The organism is Clostridium sp. 'deep sea' (assembly GCF_014931565.1).
GTDB lineage: Bacteria > Bacillota > UBA994 > PWPR01 > PWPR01.
The window spans coordinates 3,504,715-3,528,689 of sequence record NZ_CP063353.1 but is presented as its reverse complement, the minus strand read 5'-3'; the positions used below and the strand labels follow the sequence as shown (position 1 = coordinate 3,528,689).

The 23,975-nt window shown below is 30.1% G+C and carries 24 protein-coding genes and 1 riboswitch; of the genes, 7 read left to right on the top strand and 17 right to left on the bottom strand.

Translation table 11 applies throughout. From position 1 onward, the window contains the following. Positions 1-119: 119 nt before the first annotated feature. The 5 genes from IMX26_RS16295 (at position 120) to IMX26_RS16275 (ending at position 3,656) form a co-directional block, all read left to right on the top strand. Complete coding sequence (locus IMX26_RS16295; protein WP_195159415.1) at positions 120-695, top strand: class II aldolase/adducin family protein; 576 nt, start codon at positions 120-122, stop codon at positions 693-695. Further along, the gene (locus IMX26_RS16290; protein WP_195159414.1) at positions 695-1,312 is read left to right on the top strand and encodes a class II aldolase/adducin family protein; all 618 of its coding nucleotides are present in this window, start codon (positions 695-697) and stop codon (positions 1,310-1,312) included. Before IMX26_RS16295 ends, IMX26_RS16290 begins: the two co-directional genes overlap by 1 nt. A gap of 170 nt (positions 1,313-1,482) precedes the next feature. Continuing rightward, positions 1,483-2,406 carry a carbon-nitrogen hydrolase family protein gene (locus tag IMX26_RS16285; protein ID WP_279324869.1) on the top strand — a complete coding sequence of 308 codons (924 nt, stop codon included), beginning with the start codon at positions 1,483-1,485 and terminating at the stop codon, positions 2,404-2,406. A 104-nt stretch (positions 2,407-2,510) separates the two neighbouring features. Beyond that, positions 2,511-3,206 carry a Crp/Fnr family transcriptional regulator gene (locus tag IMX26_RS16280; RefSeq protein WP_195159413.1) on the top strand — a complete coding sequence of 232 codons (696 nt, stop codon included), beginning with the start codon at positions 2,511-2,513 and terminating at the stop codon, positions 3,204-3,206. Positions 3,207-3,224: 18 nt separating this feature from the next. After that, the gene (locus tag IMX26_RS16275) at positions 3,225-3,656 is read left to right on the top strand and encodes a DMT family transporter (protein WP_195159412.1); all 432 of its coding nucleotides are present in this window, start codon (positions 3,225-3,227) and stop codon (positions 3,654-3,656) included. 41 nt (positions 3,657-3,697) lie between these two features. On the opposite strand, the gene IMX26_RS16270 is transcribed toward IMX26_RS16275, so the two are convergent. From IMX26_RS16270 to IMX26_RS16245, 6 genes are all read right to left on the bottom strand, one after another. Beyond that, entirely contained in the window at positions 3,698-4,318 is a 621-nt protein-coding gene (locus tag IMX26_RS16270; protein ID WP_195159411.1) for a hypothetical protein, read from the bottom strand. Continuing rightward, a complete protein-coding gene (locus IMX26_RS16265) occupies positions 4,318-4,545 on the bottom strand; it encodes a helix-turn-helix transcriptional regulator (RefSeq protein WP_195159410.1) in 228 nt (75 codons plus the stop codon). Before IMX26_RS16265 ends, IMX26_RS16270 begins: the two co-directional genes overlap by 1 nt. A 168-nt stretch (positions 4,546-4,713) precedes the next feature. Beyond that, complete coding sequence (locus IMX26_RS16260; RefSeq protein ID WP_195159409.1) at positions 4,714-5,931, bottom strand: hypothetical protein; 1,218 nt, start codon at positions 5,929-5,931, stop codon at positions 4,714-4,716. A 136-nt stretch (positions 5,932-6,067) separates the two neighbouring features. Beyond that, positions 6,068-6,397 carry a DUF3795 domain-containing protein gene (locus tag IMX26_RS16255; RefSeq protein ID WP_195159408.1) on the bottom strand — a complete coding sequence of 110 codons (330 nt, stop codon included), beginning with the start codon at positions 6,395-6,397 and terminating at the stop codon, positions 6,068-6,070. A gap of 208 nt (positions 6,398-6,605) precedes the next feature. Next, positions 6,606-8,357 (bottom strand): ABC transporter ATP-binding protein, encoded by a 1,752-nt coding sequence (locus tag IMX26_RS16250; RefSeq protein WP_195159407.1) that lies wholly within the window; start codon positions 8,355-8,357, stop codon positions 6,606-6,608. Next, positions 8,357-10,108: an ABC transporter ATP-binding protein gene (locus tag IMX26_RS16245; RefSeq protein WP_195159406.1), complete on the bottom strand. Its 1,752-nt coding sequence runs from the start codon at positions 10,106-10,108 to the stop codon at positions 8,357-8,359. The genes IMX26_RS16250 and IMX26_RS16245 overlap by 1 nt, the downstream gene beginning before the upstream one ends. Before the next feature lie 198 nt (positions 10,109-10,306). On the opposite strand from IMX26_RS16245, the gene IMX26_RS16240 reads away from it, so the two are divergent. After that, on the top strand, positions 10,307-11,311 hold the full coding sequence (locus IMX26_RS16240; RefSeq protein WP_195159405.1) for an AraC family transcriptional regulator: 1,005 nt from the start codon (positions 10,307-10,309) through the stop codon (positions 11,309-11,311). A 105-nt stretch (positions 11,312-11,416) separates the two neighbouring features. Here the strand turns inward: IMX26_RS16240 and nikA are convergent, their stop codons facing one another. From nikA to IMX26_RS16185, 11 genes are all read right to left on the bottom strand, one after another. Further along, positions 11,417-13,012 (bottom strand): nickel ABC transporter substrate-binding protein, encoded by a 1,596-nt coding sequence (nikA, locus tag IMX26_RS16235; protein ID WP_195159404.1) that lies wholly within the window; start codon positions 13,010-13,012, stop codon positions 11,417-11,419. Next, complete coding sequence (locus IMX26_RS16230) at positions 12,996-13,835, bottom strand: dipeptide/oligopeptide/nickel ABC transporter ATP-binding protein (RefSeq protein WP_195159403.1); 840 nt, start codon at positions 13,833-13,835, stop codon at positions 12,996-12,998. Before IMX26_RS16230 ends, nikA begins: the two co-directional genes overlap by 17 nt. A 3-nt stretch (positions 13,836-13,838) precedes the next feature. After that, a complete protein-coding gene (locus IMX26_RS16225) occupies positions 13,839-14,633 on the bottom strand; it encodes an ABC transporter ATP-binding protein (protein ID WP_195159402.1) in 795 nt (264 codons plus the stop codon). After that, a complete protein-coding gene (locus IMX26_RS16220; protein WP_195159401.1) occupies positions 14,620-15,456 on the bottom strand; it encodes an ABC transporter permease subunit in 837 nt (278 codons plus the stop codon). Before IMX26_RS16220 ends, IMX26_RS16225 begins: the two co-directional genes overlap by 14 nt. Further along, positions 15,450-16,394, bottom strand: coding sequence for an ABC transporter permease (locus IMX26_RS16215; RefSeq protein ID WP_195159400.1), 945 nt, complete (start codon positions 16,392-16,394; stop codon positions 15,450-15,452). The genes IMX26_RS16220 and IMX26_RS16215 overlap by 7 nt, the downstream gene beginning before the upstream one ends. A 200-nt stretch (positions 16,395-16,594) precedes the next feature. Next, entirely contained in the window at positions 16,595-17,248 is a 654-nt protein-coding gene (locus tag IMX26_RS16210; protein ID WP_195159399.1) for a diphthine--ammonia ligase, read from the bottom strand. A 34-nt stretch (positions 17,249-17,282) separates the two neighbouring features. Further along, the gene (locus tag IMX26_RS16205; RefSeq protein WP_195159398.1) at positions 17,283-18,389 is read right to left on the bottom strand and encodes an alanine racemase; all 1,107 of its coding nucleotides are present in this window, start codon (positions 18,387-18,389) and stop codon (positions 17,283-17,285) included. Positions 18,390-18,480: 91 nt separating this feature from the next. Continuing rightward, positions 18,481-19,014, bottom strand: coding sequence for a hypothetical protein (locus IMX26_RS16200; RefSeq protein ID WP_195159397.1), 534 nt, complete (start codon positions 19,012-19,014; stop codon positions 18,481-18,483). Positions 19,015-19,183: 169 nt separating this feature from the next. Further along, positions 19,184-20,206 carry a hypothetical protein gene (locus IMX26_RS16195; protein WP_195159396.1) on the bottom strand — a complete coding sequence of 341 codons (1,023 nt, stop codon included), beginning with the start codon at positions 20,204-20,206 and terminating at the stop codon, positions 19,184-19,186. A 14-nt stretch (positions 20,207-20,220) separates the two neighbouring features. After that, positions 20,221-20,847: a hypothetical protein gene (locus IMX26_RS16190; RefSeq protein ID WP_195159395.1), complete on the bottom strand. Its 627-nt coding sequence runs from the start codon at positions 20,845-20,847 to the stop codon at positions 20,221-20,223. Next, the gene (locus IMX26_RS16185) at positions 20,840-21,382 is read right to left on the bottom strand and encodes a hypothetical protein (protein WP_195159394.1); all 543 of its coding nucleotides are present in this window, start codon (positions 21,380-21,382) and stop codon (positions 20,840-20,842) included. Before IMX26_RS16185 ends, IMX26_RS16190 begins: the two co-directional genes overlap by 8 nt. A gap of 216 nt (positions 21,383-21,598) precedes the next feature. Further along, positions 21,599-21,682: riboswitch (ZMP/ZTP riboswitch) on the top strand. A gap of 52 nt (positions 21,683-21,734) precedes the next feature. On the opposite strand from IMX26_RS16185, the gene pflB reads away from it, so the two are divergent. Next, positions 21,735-23,963 carry a formate C-acetyltransferase gene (gene pflB, locus IMX26_RS16180; protein WP_195159393.1) on the top strand — a complete coding sequence of 743 codons (2,229 nt, stop codon included), beginning with the start codon at positions 21,735-21,737 and terminating at the stop codon, positions 23,961-23,963. Positions 23,964-23,975: the final 12 nt, after the last annotated feature.

Below are 23,975 nucleotides of genomic sequence, written 5' to 3'. Positions count from 1 at the left end.
TTTTTGCTAAAGAATACCTTAATTACTTTGTTAATAATTTTATAATATTTAGTAATGTAATCGTTTATACAGCAAAAACTAGGGGCATAACTGCTATAGTTAAAAAAAGAGGTGATATTTTGGAGAAACATGAAGCACAAATAGCTGTTATAGAGGCAGCTAAAATACTTTTAGAAAAAGTATTAGTAACTAATACAGGCGGCAATGTTAGTTTAAAAATCAATGAAGATTACTTTGCAATTACCCCAAGTGGTAGGGATTACGAAACCCTTTCAGTTAACGATATAGTTGTTGTAAATATACATACTCTAGAATATGAAGGAGACCTAAAGCCTTCATTTGAATGCAAACTACATGCTGCATTGTACAAACTTAAGCCCCAGATTAGAGCAATTATTCATAGCCATTCTATATATGCAAGTATTGTAAGTGTAGCTCATAAAGAGGTACCTTGTATGTCTGATAAAATGTTAAGTTTTATCGGCAGTAAAATACCCATAACAAAATATGCTGTCTCAAGCTCTAAAAAACTTATTCATAACACCATAACTGCTATTGGTAATAAAAATGCAGTTATTTTAGCTAATCATGGAGCTTTTTGTGTGGGCACAGATATGAATATAGCAATTGATACATGTTATATAATGGAGCAGTCCTGTAAAGACTTTATTAACAGCTATAAGGAGGTAAAATAATGAACACCTCTAACGGTAAACAGGAGATTTTAAAATACATTAAGCTTTTAAAAGAAATAGGTTTATTTAAAAATAAGCTAGGCTGTATAAGCCTTAGAGTAGATGAAGATAATATATTAATATCACCGTGTATTGAGAATAAATACTTTACATTAGATGATATAAAAATTGTTTCTAAAAGCAATGTTTGCAAAAATATTGCTACTGAAGAGTTAGAGATTCATAGAAATATCTATAAGTATAGAAAAGATATAAATGCAATTATTCATTTATTTAGCGATTATGTTTTGCAAAGTAGCTGTAATAATGAAAACATTCCTCCAGTTTTAGAGGATATGGCTCAAGTTATAGGACCAACTATAAATATTAGTAATAAACAGGCACTAAACGTGGTTAAGTGTTTAAAAGGTAGATCTGCTGTTTTAGTAAATGCAGAAGGTGGTTTATGTACAGGTAAATCCTTACATGAGGCTTATTTAACTTGCCAGATATTAGAAAAATCCTGTACAGTGTTTAACGAGTCCAAAAAAATAGGCGGAGCAAAACCCATTAATAATGCTATAGCCTTTGCTATGCATCAAGTGTATTTACGTAAGTCTAATAAAAGAAAACTATAATCATAAAATTATTTAGTTATTTTCACTAAATATTATTATAGTAGGCACTACAGCATACAACAAATATCCACTACTTAGTTATATGTTCTCATAAAAATAGGAATAATGAAGTTGAAAGGTTTTTAATAAATCTATAAAATTATTTATAAGTAAGTTTAGGGGTGAAAATAGTGAAAAAGACAAAAAAGCAGAGTATTAAAATTGCTGTTGCTCAGGTAGCTCCAGTAATAATGAATAAAACTGAATCTATCAAAAAAACTGTATCAATAATAAGACAAGCTGCTAAACAAGGTGCAGAATTAATTGTATTCCCTGAGTCTTATATACCCGCTTATCCTCGTGGATTTTCATTTGGCATGGTTGTTGGTAGCAGAACTATGGAAGGTCGTGAAGACTGGAAACGTTATTATGATAACTCAGTTCTGGTTCCTAGTGATGATACTGATATTATTGCAGAGGTAGCCAAAGAAACTGGTGTTTTTGTATCATTAGGTATTACTGAACGTGATGAAAATAATTACACTCTTTACTGCACAAATCTTTTTTTTGATCCTGTAGTAGGTTTAATAGGCAAACATCGCAAACTAAAGCCTACCGGAACAGAGAGATGTATTTGGGGTGAAGGTGATGCTAGTACCTTAACAACTATTGATACTGAATACGGAGTTCTTGGCTCACTGATATGCTGGGAAAACTATATGCCTCTTGCAAGAACTGCTATGTATAAAAAAGGGGTAAGTATCTATATAGCACCTACAGCTGACTCACGAGAACAGTGGCAAGCAACAATGAAACACATAGCCCTTGAAGGCAGATGTTTTGTAATAGGATGTAACCAATTTGTTACAAAGGATATGTATCCAACTGACTTAAAGTGTTACAATGAGCTACAAAAAGAGCCAGAATTAATGTGTGCTGGTGGAAGTTGTATTGTTAGTCCTTTTGGAGAATATGTAGCAGGCCCTATTTGGAATAAAGAAGATATTCTTTACGCAGAGCTTGACCTTAATTTAGTTGTTTTGAGTAGAGTTGATTTTGATCCCTGTGGTCACTATAGTAGGCCAGATGTATTTGAGTTAAAGATTAATCACTAAATTATATCTAAAAAAAATCCTATATCTCAAAAAAAAGGACTTGTGTCCTTTTTTTATTTTTATATATGTATATACTATAAATAGACCCTTAAGGGAGGCTAGCAATGAAAAGATTTATTTGTAGTCAAAAAATTTTTGATTACTTACATGAGTTTAATTTATTGGAGCACTTTAGTAAAGAACTTATTAATAATATGGAGCTTTTTATTTATCAAAAAGGTGAGCTTATTTGCAAAAAGCACACTGAATTAACCCATATTTTTTTTCTGGTAAGGGGCAAACTAAAAACCTATAACCTTTATGATAACGGTAAATCTCTGTTACTAAAGTTTAACTACCCATTAAGTGTATTTGGAGATGTTGAATTATTTTCTCATCATAAAGTTCATTGTAGTGTAGAAGCAATGTGTAAATCTACTTTAATTGCCATAGAAGTTAGTAAGGTAAGAAAAATAGCTGGTACTGATTATAAGTTTTTAAGGCTTATTTTGCAGAATGTTTGTGATAAATTACACGGTACATCTAGTTCAGCATCTTTAAATCTGCTATACTCTCTAAAAACAAGAATTGCTAGCTATTTATTATCTATGAGTAATAGTTGCCAAAGTAATGAATTAGTATTTACTATACCTAAATCAATCGAGCTCGCTCAGCTTTTAGGCACAAGCTACAGGCATTTAAATAGAACACTAAAAGAACTTATTACTAGCAATATCATATGTAAAGATAATAAACAAATTACTATTTTAGATTTAAACAAATTAACAGAGTTAGCTAAAGGTAACATCTACGAGACCTAATAGAAATGGAGACTAGCGATGCCTGGAATACTATACCCCTTACTTGCAGGAATTTTTATTGCCCTACAAACAGTTTTTAATGCCCGCATTAGTGAAAAAATAGGGCTTTGGGAAACAACTACTTATGTTCATATTGTTGGACTTATTGTTGCTGCAAGCCTAATGTTTATTTTTGGAAAAGGCAGTTTAGGTAAATTAAACGAAGTTAATAGACTATATTTAATATCTGGTGCATTTGGGGTAGTTATAGTTTATAGCATTGCCAAGGGTACTTCTCTAGTAGGAGTTTCTTTATCTATTTCAGTGCTTTTAATATCACAATTGCTGGTAGCTACTTTAATTGATATTTTTGGTTTATTTGGTACTGAGGCTATTAAACTACATTTTACTAAGCCATTAGGTTTAGTTTTAATGATTGCAGGTTTAATAATTTTTAAACTAAAGGGTTAAAAAAGCTTGGCTCGGTTTGTGCCAAGCTTTTTTATAAATAGCTACCTAAACTTATTAATAAACATTATTGTAAACAACAAAATAAATACGCACAAATAAATTAATATTATTAAGTTAAAACCCTTACTTAGTTCATGTTGAGATTTATAGAACTCTTTATGACCTAGGTTTTTACGCTTGGGCAGAATTGGTATCAATAAAGATAATAATATTACATTAGCAAATAACATTAATTCATCATATCTTAATAGGCCACTTGAGTTAGCAAATATCTTTAGTTCTAATACAACACTAACTGTTGCAATAACACTAATGATAACAGATAAGTAAAGCATAAAATTTGCTAAAGTTTTATTACGAATATTTAATCGAAAGCCAAGGTTAACTAAATCTAAATAATATAATACTATTGCAATTATACAAGTAAATTCTAAAGCAGTAATAACTGAATAAATACTCACTATTACAATATTATTTAACAAGCAATAAAAGAGATAAATAACGGTACCAACTATAGCTATTAATACTGCTGACCTAAGAGCATTTGCGAAAGCCTGTTGCTGTAATTCATCTTTTTCCATTAGTAAATGCATTAAAAATACTGCGATTATTAATGACATAATTAAGGGTTGTGCAGATTGCAAGTTTTGTAAAATTGCCATTAATCATTCTCCTCCTCTAGTGGTTCAAATACTTCATCTACTGTTTTATTAAAGTAGTTTGCTAATGCAAAGGCTAACTTCAATGATGGATTAAAGGTTCCACGCTCAATCTCCAAGATAGTTCCTCTATTCACCCCTATATCTAAAGCCAAATCATTTTGGGTTAAGTTACGCTCTGCTCTTAAGGCTTTAATTTTTGTTTTAAATAGTTTTTTACGTTTAACCAATTTATCTCACCTCGCCAAACAATAATAACATCATTGTTGTATATAGTCAACATTTTGTTTGTTATATGCAACATTAAAATCTTATATCAAAAGTACTTGTACTAATTTATGTTTACAACAACAATAGATTTTAAATATTATTTTATAAGAGTAAGGAAAAAATGATTTTTAAACTATAATGTTATAAATATTGTTTTCTTTTTGCAAAAGGGCCTTAATCTCACCAATTTCAAAGAGCAGTACTTTATCATTTTGCTGTTTAGGTTCATTTTTCATTTTAAAAGATACCTTTTTGATTTTAGCGAAATTAGTATTATGTTCACAGATTATAACACCCTTTAGTACAAGCTCTTGGTTACCAGCTTTAATCATTAAAAAGTGTTTATGTAATATTTTATTATTTCGTGAGACAATATTCATAGGGTCATAACCACGCAACTCTATATTTCCACTAATATTAACTGTATAACCCTGTTGTTCATTAAACATGTTAAAGTTATCTTCTTGCTTTTGTTTATAATTTTTTATTATTAATTCCGCACAATCTTTGTTTTCATTTATCAGTTCACTTGGTTTAGGACAGTAGTATTTAAGCAATAAATCATATAATAATATGTTAGTACTCTGAAACTCTTGCTGCCAATCTCCAGCTATTTCATCTAGTAATAAACAAATAAACATCCCGGTAGCATACAAACCTTTTCTAAAATGTTTAATAATATCTTTTGGTTTATATAATTTATTCCACATAAAACTTGCAAGATGATCTTTAGTATTGCCACTTATCATTTTTAAGGCTTTATACTCTACAAAACTAGCAGTGCCTTCATGACTTTCAATAGTTAAATCATATAAAATATCTTCCCTATTTAGGGATATTCGTTTAGATCTACATACAATAAATGAGTTAATGTAGTTTTGTTTTAGCTTGTTATCTGTTTCCATTACTGCTTGATATAAAAATTGCCTTTCCATTAACATTAACTTAACTACTTCTTTAGTAAATGTATATGTAGCTGCTTTTAACTCATTGGCATAGTCCTTTTTGCAAAATACACTCTGATAACCGTGAAATAACTCATGCACAATGCTAGCAAATAGTCTATCAAAATTTGCATTATGACTAAGAGTATTTAAATTCCATATTCCTAGGTATTCGTTATTATATAAAATACAGGTGTTACCGTAATGCTGTGGATTCCACTCAATCTCTTTCACTAAGGATTTATCTTCACATGTACTGCTTAAATAACCTTTGTTTTCCTTATATAAAGCAAACCTAGTTATATTGAACCCTTTCCAAATTTTATTTAGTTTTTCTAAAGTAATTTGCTCACTTATTTTCTCTACTAGCCTTTTTATATCATTATCGTTGTTAATATCCATTACAATCCTCCTTTAATTTTGGTTAATTTTAGTATATATATAATAAATACCTATATCAATATTTTTTATGTTATTAAATTTATTGAATTAATAACCAAAATTAAGCAATATGTTACTAGTTTAAAAAATCACTAATTTAGTGATCTTTGGGTTTTGCTAACTTATTAAACTTTGCTAACCATGCTTCTTCTCCAAGTTCTTTTAACAGATACTGATTATTTATTAAATCCTGACCTAGCTTAAGCCAAGTAGATGCAAATTTTTTAAATCTACTACAAGGAAATATATTACATTGATAACAATAGCTTAAACCTTTTTTTTCTATACAACAAACATAAATACCTTTACATTTTCTAATCCTGCAATGTTCAGTAGCCCCAGCACAAGAGTTTTTTTCTCGTATATAATTTGCACATGTTCCACAGTATATACCACAAGGGGGTATATATCCTACATAATCACTCACTTAATCACCTCTTATTTTAGAATTAAACTAAACATAGATTAGTAAAAACAACACTATTAGAGTTTTAAAAGCATAATACAACTTATAAAGCGATTTAACACGAATAATTACTATTATATTAACTATAAGTGATTATAGTTTTAATGTCTACACAAGCCTTTAAAACACAAACCAGCAAGTATAATACTCACTGGTTAATTAACTATGTTTATTGTTTTGTTATTTTCCAACCACTTGCTTGTTCTCTTTTTTTCCAATAATCAAAATACTGACCTTTATTATTCATTAACTGTTGATGATTACCCTTTTCAATAATTCTACCTTTTTCTAATACTAATATTTGGTTAGACTTTTTAATTGTTGATAATCTGTGAGCAATAACAATAAGTGTTTTATTTTTTACTAACTCGTCAACAGCCTGCTGAATATATTTTTCATTATAAGGATCAACATTAGCGGTAGCTTCATCTAGAAGAATTATTGGAGCATCTTTTAATATAGCCCTGGCTATTGAAATTCTTTGTTTTTCTCCTCCTGAAAAATTTGATCCTGCTTCATTGATAACTGTATGGTATCCATGCTCTAGTTGGGTTATAAAATCATGGCAGCGTGCTTTTTTACAGGCTTCTATTACCTCACTCATGCTGGCATTAGCTTTACCAAACTTAATATTATTTAGTATAGTGTCATTAAATAAATAAACATTTTGAAATACGATACTGATATTTTTAAGTAAACTATCGCAGGTTAATGTTTTTATGTTAACATCACCAATCTTAATTTCTCCATGTTCAATATCCCAAAATCTTGCTATTAAGTTTGTTATGGTTGTTTTTCCACAACCCGAATGCCCCACTAAAGCTGTCATGCTTTTTTCAGCAACCTTAAAGCTTAAATTATTTAAAACATTTGTTTTATCATACGCAAAGCTTACATTATGAAACTCTATATCAAAGTTATTCAATTTTGTATCTGTACCATCTTTATCAATAACTTTTATGTTCTCTATTTCACTGTATCTATCAAGGCAGGCATCCATAATCCTAATAAACCCGGTAAGTACACCTATTGCTTGAAAAGGCTGATAAACTTTAAATATAAAAATTAGCAAAACTAAGATTATAGGTAATGATATTTGCTTATTTATATACAAATATATTGATGTTAATATAGTTAAGCCTATACCAATAGCAAATAATATATCACAAAGGGTATTAGGGTAAATAATTTTTTTTTCGAACTCAATGTATTTATCTCTTACTCTCTTAAAAACAGATTTTGTATGACTCAACCTATCTCCAACTAAGTTAAATGCTTTTATAACAGACATTCCTTGTAGATATTCTAGTACAGCATCTACAAGCTCACCCTGAGTATCCTGCCTTTTACGTGAGTATCTATTTCCTGTTTTTTGTAAATTTATTAGTATTACTATAACAGGTATAGTTATACTTATGGCTACTAGTGAAACTCGATAATCTAGGTAGAACATAAATATAACACTAATTAAAATTCCTGCAAAAGAGTTTATTACTTTATCGAGATTGCTCATAGAATACATTTCTACAAAAGTTAAATCAGAAGTTATTATGGACGATATATCTCCGATATTTCCATTGCTGTAATATCCCATTGCAATACGTTTAAAATGATTGCCCAGCTTTATTCTCTCTTCACAAAATATTTTGTAGCCAGATGCACTTTGAAAATGGTAAATTAATAAACGTAAAAGGTACTGTGTAACTAAAGCTATAAAAATTAATAAAGCACATTTATTAATATAATTAAGGCTCAAAATATGTTCATTTGCCTTATTTAGTACTCTTACAAGAATCATTAATGTAACTACTAATGGTATATTTATAAACATACTTTCTAAAAAACTAAAGATAAAAGCTAGCTTAATATTTTTAGCATGTTTAGGTGATAACTGAAGTATTCTTTTAATAACTCTCAACATTATTTTTCACCTCCATTAACAGACATAGACCAATCTTTAGTGGCTATATGGGCGTTCCACATTCTTTTGTATAGAGGAGATTTGGCTAAGAGTTGCTCATGAGAGCCTTTAGCAACTACATCACCTTTATCTATTACTAAAATTTGATTAGCATCTACTATAGTGGATAAGCGGTGAGCAATTACTATTAAAGTTTTATTACTAATAAGTTTATTTATTGCCTCCTGTATTTTGTCTTCATTTTCGGGATCAGTAAATGATGTTGCTTCATCTAATACTATAATTGAAGTATTTTTTAGCAAGGCTCTGGCAATAGATATTCTTTGTTTTTGTCCACCACTTAATTTATTTCCTGCGTCACCAACATTGGTATTGTATCCTTGTGGTAACTCGGTAATAAACTCATGACATTGAGCTATTTTAGCAGCCTCAATAACCTCTTCATCAGTGGCATCTGTCCTACCAATTCTAATGTTTTGTTTAATAGTAGTGTTAAAGAGGTAAATATCCTGAGATACGTAACTTATATGTTTATTTAGCTCACTAATTGAGAGGTGAGCAATATTAATATCTCCAATGCAAATTTCGCCTTCATTAACATCCCAAAACCTATTAAGTAACTTAGCTATAGTTGACTTACCAGATCCTGATTCACCAACTAAAGCTGTAACTTCATTTTCTTTTGCTTCAAAACATATATTATTAAGAACATTTAATGAGTCATAGGCAAAACTTACATCCTTAAATTTCACATTATAATTAGATATTTCATGATCACTGCGCTGTGATTTAAACTGCTTTATACTTAAAATTTCACTAATATTATTTTCTTTTTCACTAATGATATGTAAATTATCAAGGTGCTCAGAAAGCTTAATTATAGGTGTAGTTAAACCCATTGATAAGAGAATTATTAAAACATAATTACTAATTGCTAAGCTTGCCTGCGAATATAGAAATGCCCCAAAGGGTACCACAAAAGCTAAAGTACTGGGTAATATTACAGCATAAGCTGCCATATAGGGCCATGAGTACCTATGCCACTCTAGGGCATAATCTCTATAACGTTTAACTGAGTCAGTATACTTGCTAAAAGAGAATGTTGTTTGGTTAAAGGTTTTTATTACTTGCATACCGTTAATATACTCTACTATGGTGGAGTTCATATCATTAGTAGCTTCAAAATACTTTTTTGTTTTTTTGGTGCTATCTTTCATCATTAGCTTATAAAAAAAATAGCCTATTGGAATAGTTGCCAATGAAACTAAACCCATTTTAATATTTAAAATAAATATAAATACTAATGTAAAGGCAGGTGCTAAAAAGTTTGAGATTACCTCAGGAATCATATGTGCAAGCATTATTTCCATAGATTCAATATCATCTACAAATACATTTTTGAGGTTGCCTATAGTTCTTTTTTTAATTTCTCCCATAGGTACATTAGCCAAAGTTGAAGTAAGCTTATTACGCATTTCCATTAAAATATCATACGCACACTCATGTGAAAAAATTGTAGATTTTGCAAATAAAATTGATTTTAAAATTAAACAGCAACTAATAGCTATGCATAATAATAAAAAATTATAGATATTACTATAGCTTTTATTAATAAGCATAATGATTATTTTATGTACTAATAAATAAGGAACAATGCCCATAATAACACTTAAGGTTGCACATAAAACTGAAACTATAATTTTATTTTGATATTCTTTTGCATAAGAATATATTCGTTTTAACTTTTGCATTATAACTTTCTCTCCTTTATCATTTATATAGTACTTTTCTTAGTAGGCTATCTCAACCCGAACAGGAATAGTAAAACCCCAATATGGGATAAGCATGTATTATAATATTGACGTAGCAAAATTATACTGTTACAATCACATTAGTTAATTGATAACAATTATCAATTAACTAATAATTAAGATAAAGGTGGATATTTTATGCAACAATATGTATTTTTGAATCCTGATGACCACCAATCAATGAACTTTTCTAAGTTGTTAACTAAATCAAACCATAGGAGTAAGTACTATAAATTTAATAATTCTTCAGGGGCAGGAGTTTCTGAGCATATCCGCTTCGACAATGGAATTGATATTTTTTTACACAATATGATGTTAAAAAATAATTTTGAGTATAAATATACCCTTAAGTACTATAATTACGAAATAGTTTACTGTTATGAGGGAAGCTCTGTAGGTGGAGATTGTGATACTAGTGACACCTATTCACTTAATGCCGGAGATATTAAATTTTTGAAAAACGGCTGTTATAATAGGTGGGAAAAATTCAGTAACTCTAGCAATTGGAAATCTGTTTCTGTTTGTTTTAGCGAGCAGTTTTTTAGTCATTTATTAAATGCCAATAAAGATGTTACAGATACAGTTACCCAAGATATCATAGATTCTTTATTAGATAACATTATGATAGATGTTAATTCTCCCGACATTAAAATTGCTTTTAATCAAATTATAAATAATAACATGCCTTCTAACTCTAATAGTAGGTTATTATACTTACAGAGTAAATCGATTGAAATTATATCGTTATTTATTGAAAATAAGCTATTAACAAAAGCTGCCTGTAAGAATATTATTTGTTTAAAAACAGAAGATATAGAAAAAATAAAGTATGCCAAAGAGGTTATAACTAATAACTATGTAGATCCTTTATCTGTTGAGCAATTAGCTAAATATGTAGAGTTAAATTCTTACAAACTAAAGGTTGGATTTAAAAAGATATATCATACTACTATTTATGGTTATATTAGAAACCTGAGAATGATAAAAGCTAAAGAGTATTTAGAGTCTGGTGAAAAAAGTGTTATAGAAGTGGCTAACTTAGTTGGTTATGCAAACCCTAGTCATTTTTCAGCGGCTTTTAAAAAAAAGTATGGTATCAATCCTAGTGAGTTAAAAAGCAAGTATTATTTTAGTAGACTTTAGTTTATAGCTATTTTACTTTAATAATAATACTTTAAGTTTAATACAACAAAGGGTCAATCAGTAAAATAATAAATTTCCTGACTGACCCCTGTAGAGATATATTCATTACTTTAGAACTATATTTCTCAGGTATAACTCCCTTGTTTGATCTTCAAAAATATAATCACTAATTTTGTTGCTATTAAAAACTATACTATCTTTTGTATATGATATTGGTAAGTTTATGGCACTTTTGTGCAGGGTTTTTAATATAAAGCTATAACACTCTTGTATCTCAGTTTTATTTATTGTATTAAATATTTTTGTTATACTCTTATCTAGCTCTGGCTTTTCTTTTAACCCCTGCTGAGCTGGATTGTCTGCACTATAATTAAGCATTGGACTTAAAAATGTATGTGGGTCGTAAGGAATACCGTAAGTATCGTTTACTGTTGCCTGAAACTGTCCTTCTAAGGCTTTACCATACCAAGCCATCACCTCTAAACCGGTAACTTTAACTTCAAATCCAATCTTTCTCAGCTGATTAGCTACTGCCTGACAAATGTCTTCTTCGGCACCCCAACCAGTTCTAAATAGTATCTCAAAGCTTAGCTTTTCACCATTCTTTTTAAAAAAATTATCTTTACTATCCTTAGTATATCCAGCCTCTGTTAAGAGTTGCAGAGCTTTTTTTTCATTGTAATCATATGGTATTGTAGACACATTACAATACGGCAAATCTTTATTGAGTATGTAGTCGGCTTTATCTTCTAAACCATATAATAAGTTGCTGCAAATTATTTCTTTATTGATAGCATGCTGAACTGCTAAACGCACATTAAGATCATTAAAGGGCTCTTTTGTTGAATTAAATAGAATATTTCTGGTGCAAAACACAGCATTAGAAACCTTAGTGTTAAAGCCCTGCTTATTTTTAAAATCTACAAAGGAATCCTGAGATAAATTTTTTTGACCATAAATAATGTCAATTTCACCTAGCTGTAGTGCCAACATTCTTGATTCGAGATCTGGTAAAATCTTAACTGTAAACTTATCAACATGGGGGCAGTCACCCCAATAATTTTCATTCTTTATAAAGGTATAATATTTACCTTGCTCAAAGCTCTCTATTAGGTAGGGGCCAGTACCCATAGTTTGAGTATTTACAATCTCTAAAACTTGATTATTTTTAAAACAACTTGGTGACATAATTGCCATAGGACAACTTACCGTAAAATCTTGTAATGCAACTATATAAGGGCTATCATAAACAAACTCAACCTCATATTCACTAATAACATTAATTTTCTGTAGTTTTGAGACCCCTGCAAACCAAGACATTTGCTCACCTATTGTTTTTTTCATTACCTCAAAATGTGTTTTAACAGCTGTGGCATTAAAATCACAACCATCAGAAAACTTAACATTTTCACGAAGCTTAAAGGTTATTTTATTTTCATTAACTTGCCAAGATTCTGCTAACCATGGTTTCACCCCATCTTTATCATAGATAACTAATGTTTCATAAATGTTAGCTGTATAATGAAATAAACTAGAATTATCGTCTCCTGATATTATGTTAAATCCACCAGTAAAATCTGCACAGTCACCTATAGTAATCTCTTTTGGCTGGTTATTGTCAGTTGGTATAGTTTGCTGACATCCTACTGCAACAACCATTATAATTAAAATTAATAATGTAAAACTAGTTTTTCTTTTCATCTTTAACTCCTCTATGTTTTTTATTTAATAATTCCTTGTATATCCTACTATATGCATAAGCAGAAGATGCTCTTGCTAACCTTTGAGCATAACTACTAGTAAAATCGTTAAGCATTTTGGCATTAGTTCTCTTTTCTACAAATCTACCACTTCTCATTACGATTATGTTTTGAGACATATAGAGCGCTACATCTAAATCATGTGTAATAAATAAGTAGGTACTTTTACTATTTTGCTGTAGGTTTTTTAGTAAATCTAGAATGTTTTTTTTTCGGGTAGAATCAATGCCACTTACAGCTTCATCAAAAATAATTAGCTCTGGATTTGTTGCAATAGCTCTAGCAATACATATTCTTTTTTGCTCTCCTCCACTAAACTGATGGGGATATTTATTTATGCTTTTAACTGGTAGCCCCACAGTAGTAACTAAATACTCTATTTTCTCTCGCTCTAACTTTTTGGGTAATTTCTCAAAGTTTCTTATTGGTTCAGCGAGACTCTCAGATATTGTTAAGCGAGGATTAAGGGAGCTGTAGCTATCCTGAAAAACAAACTGCACCTTTTGTCTAAATGCCCTTAGCTGTTTTTTATTAAACTTCCAGATGTTAAAATTATTAAAACTTATTACCCCCTTACTTGGTTTTTCTAGTCTTAAAATTAGCTTGGCTAATACTGTTTTTCCTGCCCCACTTTCACCAATTAAGCTATAACAGCAATTTTTATTAAGCTTTAAGGTAATGTCATGGAGTGCAGTAGTTTTTACTTTTTTTCTATTGCTGTCTTTCGAGTTATAAAATTTATAAACATTTTCAATTTCTATCATTCATTATTCCTCACTATGAAGAAGTTTGGCATTAAGTAATTTCTTAGTATAAGGATTTTTAGGACTTAAAATAATATGCTCTAGTGAACCCTGCTCAACTATCTGGCCTTTATACATCACTAAAATTTCATCTGCTAGCTGGGTAATTACCCCAATGTCATGAGAGATAATAATTAGGCTATTATTCGATGCCTTACGCTTTTTTAATTCTTCAATAATAATAAACTGATTTTCGGTATCAAGTGCAGTTGTTGCTTCATCTGCAATAATAATTTGAGGATTTAGCATAAAGGTTAAAACTATCATAATTCGCTGCAACATTCCGCCACTCAACATATGCGGATAACTGTTTAAAATTCTTTCAGTATCTGCTAAATTAAGTTGCTTTAGTTCCTCAGAAAACTGTACAATTATTTCCGCTTTTGATAGCTGTTTGTGCTGACATAATGTTTCAGTAATTTGATTTTTTATTCTATAAGCAGGATCAAATGCGGTGTGTGGGTTTTGCATTATAAGCGCAATTTTAGAGCCTCTAATATTTTGCATTTGTTTTTCATTTAACTGCAAAATATTTTGGTTATTATAATTAATACAACCTGTTGCTATTAAATTATTAAAAGATAAAAGGTTAAGAATTGCTTTGCAAATTAGGGTTTTACCACTACCACTTTCACCAACTATTCCTAAAGTTTTTCCGTGTTTCAACTCAAAATTTATATTATTTACAAGCTCAATTTTATTACCTGATTTAATGTTTAGGTTTTTCACCTTTAATACTGTATTATTAATGTTTTTCATACTTCACCTTACTATCTATAGCATTAATGTCTCTTAATGCTTCACCAAAAATATTAAAGCCAATTGCAGTAAAGAATATACAAAAGCCAGGATATAGAGCCATATAAGGCTTACTATAAATAAACTTTTTTGCAATACTTATCATTGATCCCCACTCAGGTAGACTACTATCTACCCCTAATCCTAAAAATGAAAAAGATGATATCATAATAATAATATCGCTTATACTTAGGCTAAAAAAAACAACTAAAGAAGGCATAATATTAGGAATAATATGCTTTATTATTATTTTAAAATTACTACTTCCTGAAATTTTAGCAGCCAAAATATACTTTTTGTGACTCTCCGCTAAAACAAAGCTACGAACAATTTTTGCATTCCAAAACCATAAAGCAAAAACTATGGCAATAATTAAATTGGCAATGCTTTTACCAAGTGAACCAACTAAGGTTAACACTATAATCATAGGTGGAAACGCCATACCTATGTCACAGATAGCCACAAATACTTGGTCAACTATACCCTTGTAATAGGCAGCAATTGTTCCGGTTATAATACTCAATATTGCTGTTAAAATCAAAACAGGTATTGCAATTCCTATGGAATAACGTGTTCCATAAATCAACCTAGTATAATTGCATCTACCTAATTGATCCCCTCCTAATGGATAATTCATGGATCTTTTGGCAAACCTCATACTTAGGTCTCCCTGAACAGGACTATTAGGGCTTATCAGTGGGGCAATAATCATAACTATTATTACAATGCCTATCATTATTAACCCAACTAAAGCTTGTTTATTATTTATTATTTGTTTTAGCATTTGTTATCACCATGGCTTACCATTTGAGGATTAAGCATTATGTTAATTAAGTCTGCTACTAAGTTGAAAACTACAAAAACCACTGCCATTAAAAATACAAAGGCATTGATTACTGGTAAATCACGAGCTAAAATTGCCTTAAGCAAATAATTGCCTAAACCATTCCAGGAAAATACCTGCTCTACTATGGCAGTACCTGCAACCATATAGCCAATAGTTTGTCCAAATACAGTGATTACAGGGGCTAAAGAGTTTTTTAAGACATGTTTATATATTATTTTATTTTGTGATATGCCTCGGGCTCTTAAATAAGTGACATAATCAGTATTCATATTTTCTAACATTGTGGCTCTTAACAACCTAATACTTGAAGCAATTGTAGGTGTAGCTAAAGTGATAGCAGGTAAGTATACACTAGTGGTTTTAGTTATATTTAAGATGGGAACCACTTTAAACACAACTGCAAACAGATATAACAAGATAAATCCCAGCCAAAAGCTAGGTATTGATATTCCTAACAAAGATACAATTCTAATACATTTATCTACTAAGCTATTTTTATAAATAACACATATTATTGCTAAAGGTATTGATAAAGATACACACAAAAACATTGTAAAAGACACCAGTTTTACCGTAAGTGGTGTTAGCTTTTTAACTTCGGTAATTACAGACTTATTAGTAACTAACGAGGTACCAAAGTCTGCCTTAGTTATTTTTGAAACCCAAGTAAAATACTGAGCAATTATAGGCTTATTTAGACCCATTTCTTCCCGTATTGTAGCAATTTGCTCATTGCTAGCAATTTTACTATTTCGACGAGCAAAGGCTTCAGCGGGATCAATAGGAGATATATTTGCTAATATAAATGATAGAATAGTAGCTCCTATTATTACAAAAATTAGTGATATTAATCTTTTTCGCAAATACACTCTCATTTGATGTACCCCATTTCGAATGGATTATACAGCTTATTGATAATTGTTATCAACCCCCATAAGTATTTTAAGTAACAGCTAAGGTATTTATTGATATATATAAAAAAAACTCTGCAAGAGAGTTTTTTTGGCAAACTTAGTTTTTATATACCATATTCATGTAGCTATAAGTATGAAAATAACATATTTTTTAATCATAATTATCTAAGGCTTAAATCTAACATATAATAATTATTTAACTTAATTTCTCTATCTTTAATAAGCTGTAAAGGCTGTGAGAATATTGGTCCATCTATAACAGCAGTATGAAACTCACCATTTTCACCACACGGGTCTATTGCTAAATCTTCGAATTCTTTAATTAATTCTTTTGTAAACTCTCTGCCTAGGTATTCTTTAGCAATGTAATCTGTATTAACCGTAACTACAATTGATTTAAAGCCCTTATCTATAAATTGCTCTATTATACTTCTACGATTTTCTTGCCATAAAGGATGCAACACCTTTATATTAGTATGGTTGCAGGCATTAACCACCCACTGGCGGTGATCCTCTATATCTATATCACCAAAAACTCCAGCCTTAACATTAAGGCTTTCAAGCTCTGTCATAGCTTGTTTAAATTCATGTTCATAATTGTTCCAAGTAGCTTTTTTAGATATAAGCTTCATATTAAGCAATTCAGCATATCTAGCCATAATTTCCGGTTTTAAGCCATGACTTCGTGAGCGAGCACCGTCTTCTTGAAACATGGTAAACAAATATTTCAGTTGATATCCTTGTTGCATAGCTTTATACATTGCTAAACAGGAGTCTTTACCTCCACTCCAGGAGCAAAATGCTATTTTATTCATAATTAAATTCCTCTTTACTTAGATTTTTGCTTTTCTATTTTAATTTACCGCGGCAATCAACTGTTATTTTTTCTACCACTACACTATTAGATACTAAATAAGCGTTTTCATGTAAATTTACAACTGGACAAATGTGATTGGGAATAATCTCTAGTTTATCTCCTACCTTAAGTTTACTACGCATTTCTTTACTGTATATTATGGTATGTTCATCAAACACCTTATTTACTTTAATATCCTTATATCCTTTAATAATTCCTAAACCTGCAGTTTTAGTAATTCCTGTACTTCTTGTTTGAGTAGTTAAAGCCTTTGCGCCTGCATCGGCAATAATTCTTTCATTTGTTGGTAAACTTATTACTGTTACTAAAACTGAAGCTGCACAATGGTTGGTGGTTTTTAAAGCATTGGCTTGAGCAGCATCCATAAATATATAAGTTCCGGGTCTTATTTCAGTTATGCCTTTAAGTATAGGAAAATTAAACATTAATGAAGGTGTAGAACCAATACTAATGGTTTGTAAATTAAACCCAAATTGAGTGGCAATATTTGCAAAATTGAGGGTTCGTTTTTGACTGTTTAGATGGATTTGTTTACACTGTTCTATTGAAGAAGCTGAATAGGAATTGCCATCATGAGAGAATATTCCCTTAAGGTAAATATTGTTGCATATGTTAATGTGATTAAGCAACTCTATAAAATACAATTCAGATATAACCCCAGAACGATTTTCTCCTACTTCAATTTCAATTAATACTTCTGCCTGTTTATCACAATCAGCAAATACTTTTTCAATCATATTTACCTGTTCAATGCTATCTATGCCAAAAGATATTTTTGTATTATCTGCTAACTTTTTTATGCGATTGAGTTTAAGTTCTCCAACTATTTCATTGGCTATAAAAATATCTTTGAGACCTTTGTTAGCCATAACTTCTGCCTCACCAACTTTAGCAACAGTAATACCTTTAGCGCCAATACTCTCTTGTAATAAGGCTAATCTGGACATTTTATGTGTTTTAGTATGGGGTCTTAAGTTAACTTTATTTATATTGGCATAACGTTGCATATTATTTAAGTTACTTAACATGACATCTTTATCTATTATTAAACAGGGTGTATCTAGCTCTTTGTATATCATATTTACTCCTATCAAACTTTTATAGATTTAATATTAAGAGAGCCAGATACTAAACATCAAAATGTTGTTTAATCCGACTCTTAATCATGTATTATCTTGTTCCTATGTAATTATAGAACTTATCGTAAACTGTAACATCTATAACTTTGGCATTATGGCTTGCAGGTAAAGCATACCTATAAACATCCATAAATACCTGCTCGTTAGAAATATCTTTTACTATATCTTGACCATTAATTGATATTTTATAATAAGCAATATTTTCATTTGTATTTTTACCATATACTACTAATGTATGGGGTTGATTTGAGTTTGGCACTTTTAAATATTTTTTACTTAACTCAAAAGACGTTTTATCGCTGGCAACATACTCAAATTTATTATAGAACATTTTTTTTGTATATACCGCAAAACCCACAGAGCTGTTTATTTTAGATGAAAAAGAGAAATACTTTTCGTTTCCAATATCCTCAACCTCTTCTATATTAATTATGGTATTTTCATATAGTTGGATATTGCGCTTTATATCTTCTAGAGCTATATATTTATTTCCTACCATATAGTAAATAAAAACTAAAGATACTATTACTGCAAAAAACAAGCTAAAGTAAATATATTTTTTCAAGTTACCACTCCCAATTCTTTAACCTGCATATTTATAGATTATAATCTACTATATTATATAGCAGTTTTACGTTAACTTATAACATAATTAGTACATTATGTACACTCTTTATTACATTATTATCTTCAGTTAACTCAAGCAATAAATATCACCTAAAAGCTATGCTGTATTATCTAACATGTATCCATTCAGTACCATAAGCCCTCATAACCTTAAAGGGGTTGTTTTTAGTTTTATCAAACACAATTAAAAATAAATCTTTAGCGGTATGTCCATAATAAATTAAGTTATCAATATTAGTAAATTCATTACCATTATCGTCTTCATCTCTAATGGCCAATATGCAATTATCTTTTTCGCTAATTGAATAGATAAGATAGTTATTTTTTTGTTTACTTACTACAAAATTCACGTTTAGATCAACTTCTATTTCGGTAATCTCACCCTCAATATTAGTATTTATTTTTCTTGTATAAACTTCCTTGTTCTCAGCTAAATCTCTCTTTATTAATTCTTGGCTTTCTTTATTTTGCAAATAAATATATAAATGTTCTTTATTACTAGGATACTCCCTTTCTGCATAAGCAGAGATAAACTCAAGGTTTTCTAAACTCTGTGAATTTATAAACTCTAGGGTACTAAGATTAAACTGATAAAGAACATTGTTTTCATCTATAAATGATGTTATATAGTTATTATTTTTATAATAAGCTCCTACAACTTGCAGAGTACTTAGTTTAAAATTATTATTGAATTTTACGGCCTTTTTTACCTCTTTATAATCTGCTGAATTCTCCAATAACATTAGCATATTTTTATCATAATCTATTAATATACTTGCTAAATAATTAGATATGTCTACATAAAATAAGTTAGTACTGCATTGTTCACTAAAATCAAAAGAGCTATATTTTCGTTCTTCACTAGAGTTAACCTTATCGATATCCTCTAATGAGAAACTTATTAATTCACCATTTTTAGTTAATAACTGCCAATTACTAAATAACAGCGGATTCTTTACTTTGGCAGTAAAGTCTAAAGAACTCAAAGTATTCTCTTTAAATTTAAACCTATAACTCTCTAATTCCTTTTGTTCTGTATAGGTGTTTTTGCTAAACCAGCTACTACTATTTAAACTACAGCCTGTAATTAAAAACGCTTTTAATACAATTATTATTACTATTTTCTTCATAAAGACACCTTGCTTTACCCTAATTTAAGTATTTGCTGCGCATACTCTCTAATTTCTTTTGTTTTAATATTTGATTCAGAGTTAACTAATAATTCTTCAGCAGTAACTACTCCATCTGCAATCCTTGTCAGCAATTCTATAGTAGGTAAGTGATTAGCCTTTACCAAAAACTCTGCACAAGCATATAGATACTGCCATTTATGGGTTTTAACCAACTCAGCAGCTATGGTAATTAGCTGTGGACTTGTGTTAAAATTGGTGTTTTTGTTATTAAATGAACTTAATAAAACTGCCTTGAAATTATTGTCATTTATTTTATATACAATAATATCGTCATAAATAAAAGACTTTAAAGTACTAGTATTTGTAATAGTTATAAACTGTGATTTTACTAACTCACCTTCTTTTTTAAACTCTAATATGGTTTTTTTATTACTATTATCAACTACTTTAATATCTGTATGAATATCTAAAAAATATTGAGTTTTATATTTTAAAGTAAAAATATCATTATTTTCAGTACTACATATTATTTTTCCTGTCACAGAATTATCTAAAAAATTAATTTTAGCTGTTCTACAACCAATAAGTATAGCTATAAACACAAGTATTATTATACATGAATGTTTTTTATTAGGCATTTTTACTGGCCTTTTTATGAAGTGAATAAAACTGCCTACCTCCAATTTTTATCATTAAGTGGCCTTCTCTTTTGGTTGAATCTTTTAATTCGGTTATGGGGTACAGAACTACTTCGGGTTCAGTTAATTCTATTTGCTTTTGAACTGCATTCCTTAATTCATATTGATTATCGTTACCTAACTCATATTCTTCGAATTGTCCACCCTCTAAAACAATTTTTTTAGTAATTGTTAGTTGCATTAAGTTTTCATGTACAATTTGCCAAGTTCCTTCTAAACTTATTAATCTATTTTCTAAATCATACTCACTTGTTTCGTACTTGAATTCGCCATTAGAAAACAAGGTATACATTTCCCCATCACCAGCTGCAATACCTGGTGAATCATTCCAGGTTCCTACTATATTTTCAGTTAAAGAACTAGCTATTCTATTACTGTAACTTTGCTGATTATAAACATATTGTCCTGTGGCAAATCCTACACTTAATGCTGCAAGTATAATAACTATAGTCATTAATATATTTCTTTTTTTCATTTAACTGCTAAACCCCTTTTTTGATTGTTTATTTATAATATTTAGTATAATACTATATTAAAAATTTGGCAAAAATATACTAGTTTATTTTTACCCTTTAAATATACTACATAAACAAAAAAGCAAATAATAACAATAGTAAAAAATTTAGTAGGTAAAATCATAAACAGTTTATATATGTCTTTACACATTAGTATTTTTAATATACAATGTAACGCAATATCACATGACTGGCGGAATTGTGGCGTTTACCACAAGGGAGTGTGAATAATAAGAATGCCGACCGCCTGGGCTTTAAGCTCAGGTGGTTTTTTGTTTCCTGAGCTTAACATCAAAATAGGAGGTATTTTGAATGTTAGCAGAAGCATGGAGATTTTTTAAACAAGGTAAATGGAATACTGAAATAAATGTTAGGGATTTTATTCAGTTAAACTACTGCCCCTACAATGGCAATGAGGATTTTTTGCAAAAGGCCACCAGTAAAACCAAAAATTTATTAAATAAGCTAGTAACTTTACAGCAAAAAGAGCAAAAACAAGGGGTATTAGATATTGATTTAGCTAACCTTTCTGGAATAAATAACTTTAGTGCAGGTTATCTTGATAAACAAAATGAGCTCATTGTGGGTTTACAAACAGACACAGCTTTAAAAAGAATGATAAATGCCTATGGTGGAGTTCGTATGGTAAAAAGTGCTTTAATCGCATATGGATACACTGATAAAAACAATTTGCTTAAAAATTTTAGCAAGTATCGTAAAAGCCATAACGACGGGGTTTTTGATGTATATAGTCCTTTAACTCGCAAGGCTAGATCTGTGGGATTGTTAACTGGGCTTCCTGATGCTTATGGCAGGGGTAGAATAATTGGAGACTATCGCAGAATAGCATTATATGGGCTAGATTATTTAATTCGTGAAAAATTAACTAACTTTAATTTAATAACTTCGCCAATGAATGAATTTAATATTAGGTTAAAAGAAGAAATTACAGAGCAAATTAAAGCACTTAGGGCAATAAAAGAAATGGCCTTGAAATACAAAATAGATATTTCTAAGCCAGCAACAAATGCTCAAGATGCAATTCAGTACTTGTACTTTGGTTATTTAGCTGCTGTAAAAGAAAACAATGGGGCTGCCATGTCACTGGGAAGAGTAAGCACATTTTTAGACATCTATATAGAAAGAGATTTAGCGCAAGAGTTAATAAGAGAAGAATACGCCCAAGAGCTAATTGACCAGTTTGTTTTAAAATTAAGAGCAATTCGCCATTTACGAACCCCAGAGTATAATGAACTATTTGCCGGAGATCCTAACTGGATTACAGAGTCTATTGGCGGTATAGGACTAGATGGCAGACATTTAATTACCAAAACCTCCTATCGGTTTATTCATAGCTTAACAAATTTAGCTGCTGCTCCAGAGCCTAATATTACTGTTTTGTGGGCTAAACAATTACCTGTAAACTTTAAACAATATTGCTGTAGTATGAGTATTAAAACCTCATCCATACAGTATGAGAACGATGATATTATGAGACCGATTTATGGTGATGATTATGCCATTGCTTGCTGTATTTCAGCCATGAAAATAGGTAAAGAAATGCAATTTTTTGGGGCACGTTGCAATATTGCTAAGGCTTTACTTTATGCTATTAATGGTGGCGTAGATGAAAAAACAGGTGAAAAAATAATTGATGGTATATCAAACCTAAGTAATAACAGTCTTAAATATGAAGATGTACTAAGAAACTATAAAAAAGTTTTAGCTAAAGTAGCAAAAATATATGTAGATACAATGAATATAATTCATTACATGCATGATAAGTACGCCTACGAAGCAAGTCAAATGGCCTTACATGATATAGATATTAATAGATATATGGCCTTTGGGGTTGCTGGTTTATCTATTGTAGCAGACAGCTTAAGTGCCATAAAATATGCCCAAGTAACTGCAATTACAAAAAACAATATTGCAGTTGATTTTGAGGTTAAAGGAAGCTTTCCTACTTATGGAAATGACGATGATAGAGTAGATTTTATTGCCAAGGAAATACTTGAATTGTTCATAAAAGAACTCCGAAAACATAAAACCTATCGAGATGCAAAACATACTTTATCGGTATTAACTATAACCTCAAACATTGTTTATGGTAAAAAAACAGGTTCAACACCAGATGGCAGAAAGTTGGGCGAACCCTTTGCTCCAGGAGCTAACCCTATGCATGGGCGTGACAATAGTGGGGCTTTAGCTAGCCTAAACTCAGTTGCAAAACTAAGTTACAAAGGGGTTTGCGAAGATGGTATCTCTAATACCTTTACTATAGTGCCACAGGCAATAGGAAAAAAGCTAAGGCATCAAATAGCTAATTTACAGGCAATTTTAGATGGCTACTTTAGTTTAAAGGGTCACCATTTAAATGTTAATGTAATAGATAGAGATATTTTGCAAGATGCCATGGATAACCCTCAAAAGTATCCTAACCTTACCATTAGAGTCTCGGGTTATGCTGTTAAATTTAATAGACTAACCCATGAACAGCAAATGGATATTATCAAAAGAACTTTTCACAGCAAAATGTAAGGTAAAAAAGAG

Coding starts and splice junctions, on each gene's coding strand:
- IMX26_RS16290 (WP_195159414.1), top strand. CDS start 695: ATGAACACCTCTAACGGTAAACAGGAGATTTTAAAATACATTAAGCTT.
- IMX26_RS16280 (WP_195159413.1), top strand. CDS start 2,511: ATGAAAAGATTTATTTGTAGTCAAAAAATTTTTGATTACTTACATGAG.
- IMX26_RS16275 (WP_195159412.1), top strand. CDS start 3,225: ATGCCTGGAATACTATACCCCTTACTTGCAGGAATTTTTATTGCCCTA.
- IMX26_RS16270 (WP_195159411.1), bottom strand. CDS start 4,318: ATGGCAATTTTACAAAACTTGCAATCTGCACAACCCTTAATTATGTCA.
- IMX26_RS16260 (WP_195159409.1), bottom strand. CDS start 5,931: ATGGATATTAACAACGATAATGATATAAAAAGGCTAGTAGAGAAAATA.
- IMX26_RS16250 (WP_195159407.1), bottom strand. CDS start 8,357: ATGTTGAGAGTTATTAAAAGAATACTTCAGTTATCACCTAAACATGCT.
- IMX26_RS16245 (WP_195159406.1), bottom strand. CDS start 10,108: ATGCAAAAGTTAAAACGAATATATTCTTATGCAAAAGAATATCAAAAT.
- IMX26_RS16240 (WP_195159405.1), top strand. CDS start 10,307: ATGCAACAATATGTATTTTTGAATCCTGATGACCACCAATCAATGAAC.
- nikA (WP_195159404.1), bottom strand. CDS start 13,012: ATGAAAAGAAAAACTAGTTTTACATTATTAATTTTAATTATAATGGTT.
- IMX26_RS16230 (WP_195159403.1), bottom strand. CDS start 13,835: ATGATAGAAATTGAAAATGTTTATAAATTTTATAACTCGAAAGACAGC.
- IMX26_RS16225 (WP_195159402.1), bottom strand. CDS start 14,633: ATGAAAAACATTAATAATACAGTATTAAAGGTGAAAAACCTAAACATT.
- IMX26_RS16220 (WP_195159401.1), bottom strand. CDS start 15,456: ATGCTAAAACAAATAATAAATAATAAACAAGCTTTAGTTGGGTTAATA.
- IMX26_RS16215 (WP_195159400.1), bottom strand. CDS start 16,394: ATGAGAGTGTATTTGCGAAAAAGATTAATATCACTAATTTTTGTAATA.
- IMX26_RS16210 (WP_195159399.1), bottom strand. CDS start 17,248: ATGAATAAAATAGCATTTTGCTCCTGGAGTGGAGGTAAAGACTCCTGT.
- IMX26_RS16205 (WP_195159398.1), bottom strand. CDS start 18,389: ATGATATACAAAGAGCTAGATACACCCTGTTTAATAATAGATAAAGAT.
- IMX26_RS16195 (WP_195159396.1), bottom strand. CDS start 20,206: ATGAAGAAAATAGTAATAATAATTGTATTAAAAGCGTTTTTAATTACA.
- IMX26_RS16190 (WP_195159395.1), bottom strand. CDS start 20,847: ATGCCTAATAAAAAACATTCATGTATAATAATACTTGTGTTTATAGCT.
- IMX26_RS16185 (WP_195159394.1), bottom strand. CDS start 21,382: ATGAAAAAAAGAAATATATTAATGACTATAGTTATTATACTTGCAGCA.
- pflB (WP_195159393.1), top strand. CDS start 21,735: ATGTTAGCAGAAGCATGGAGATTTTTTAAACAAGGTAAATGGAATACT.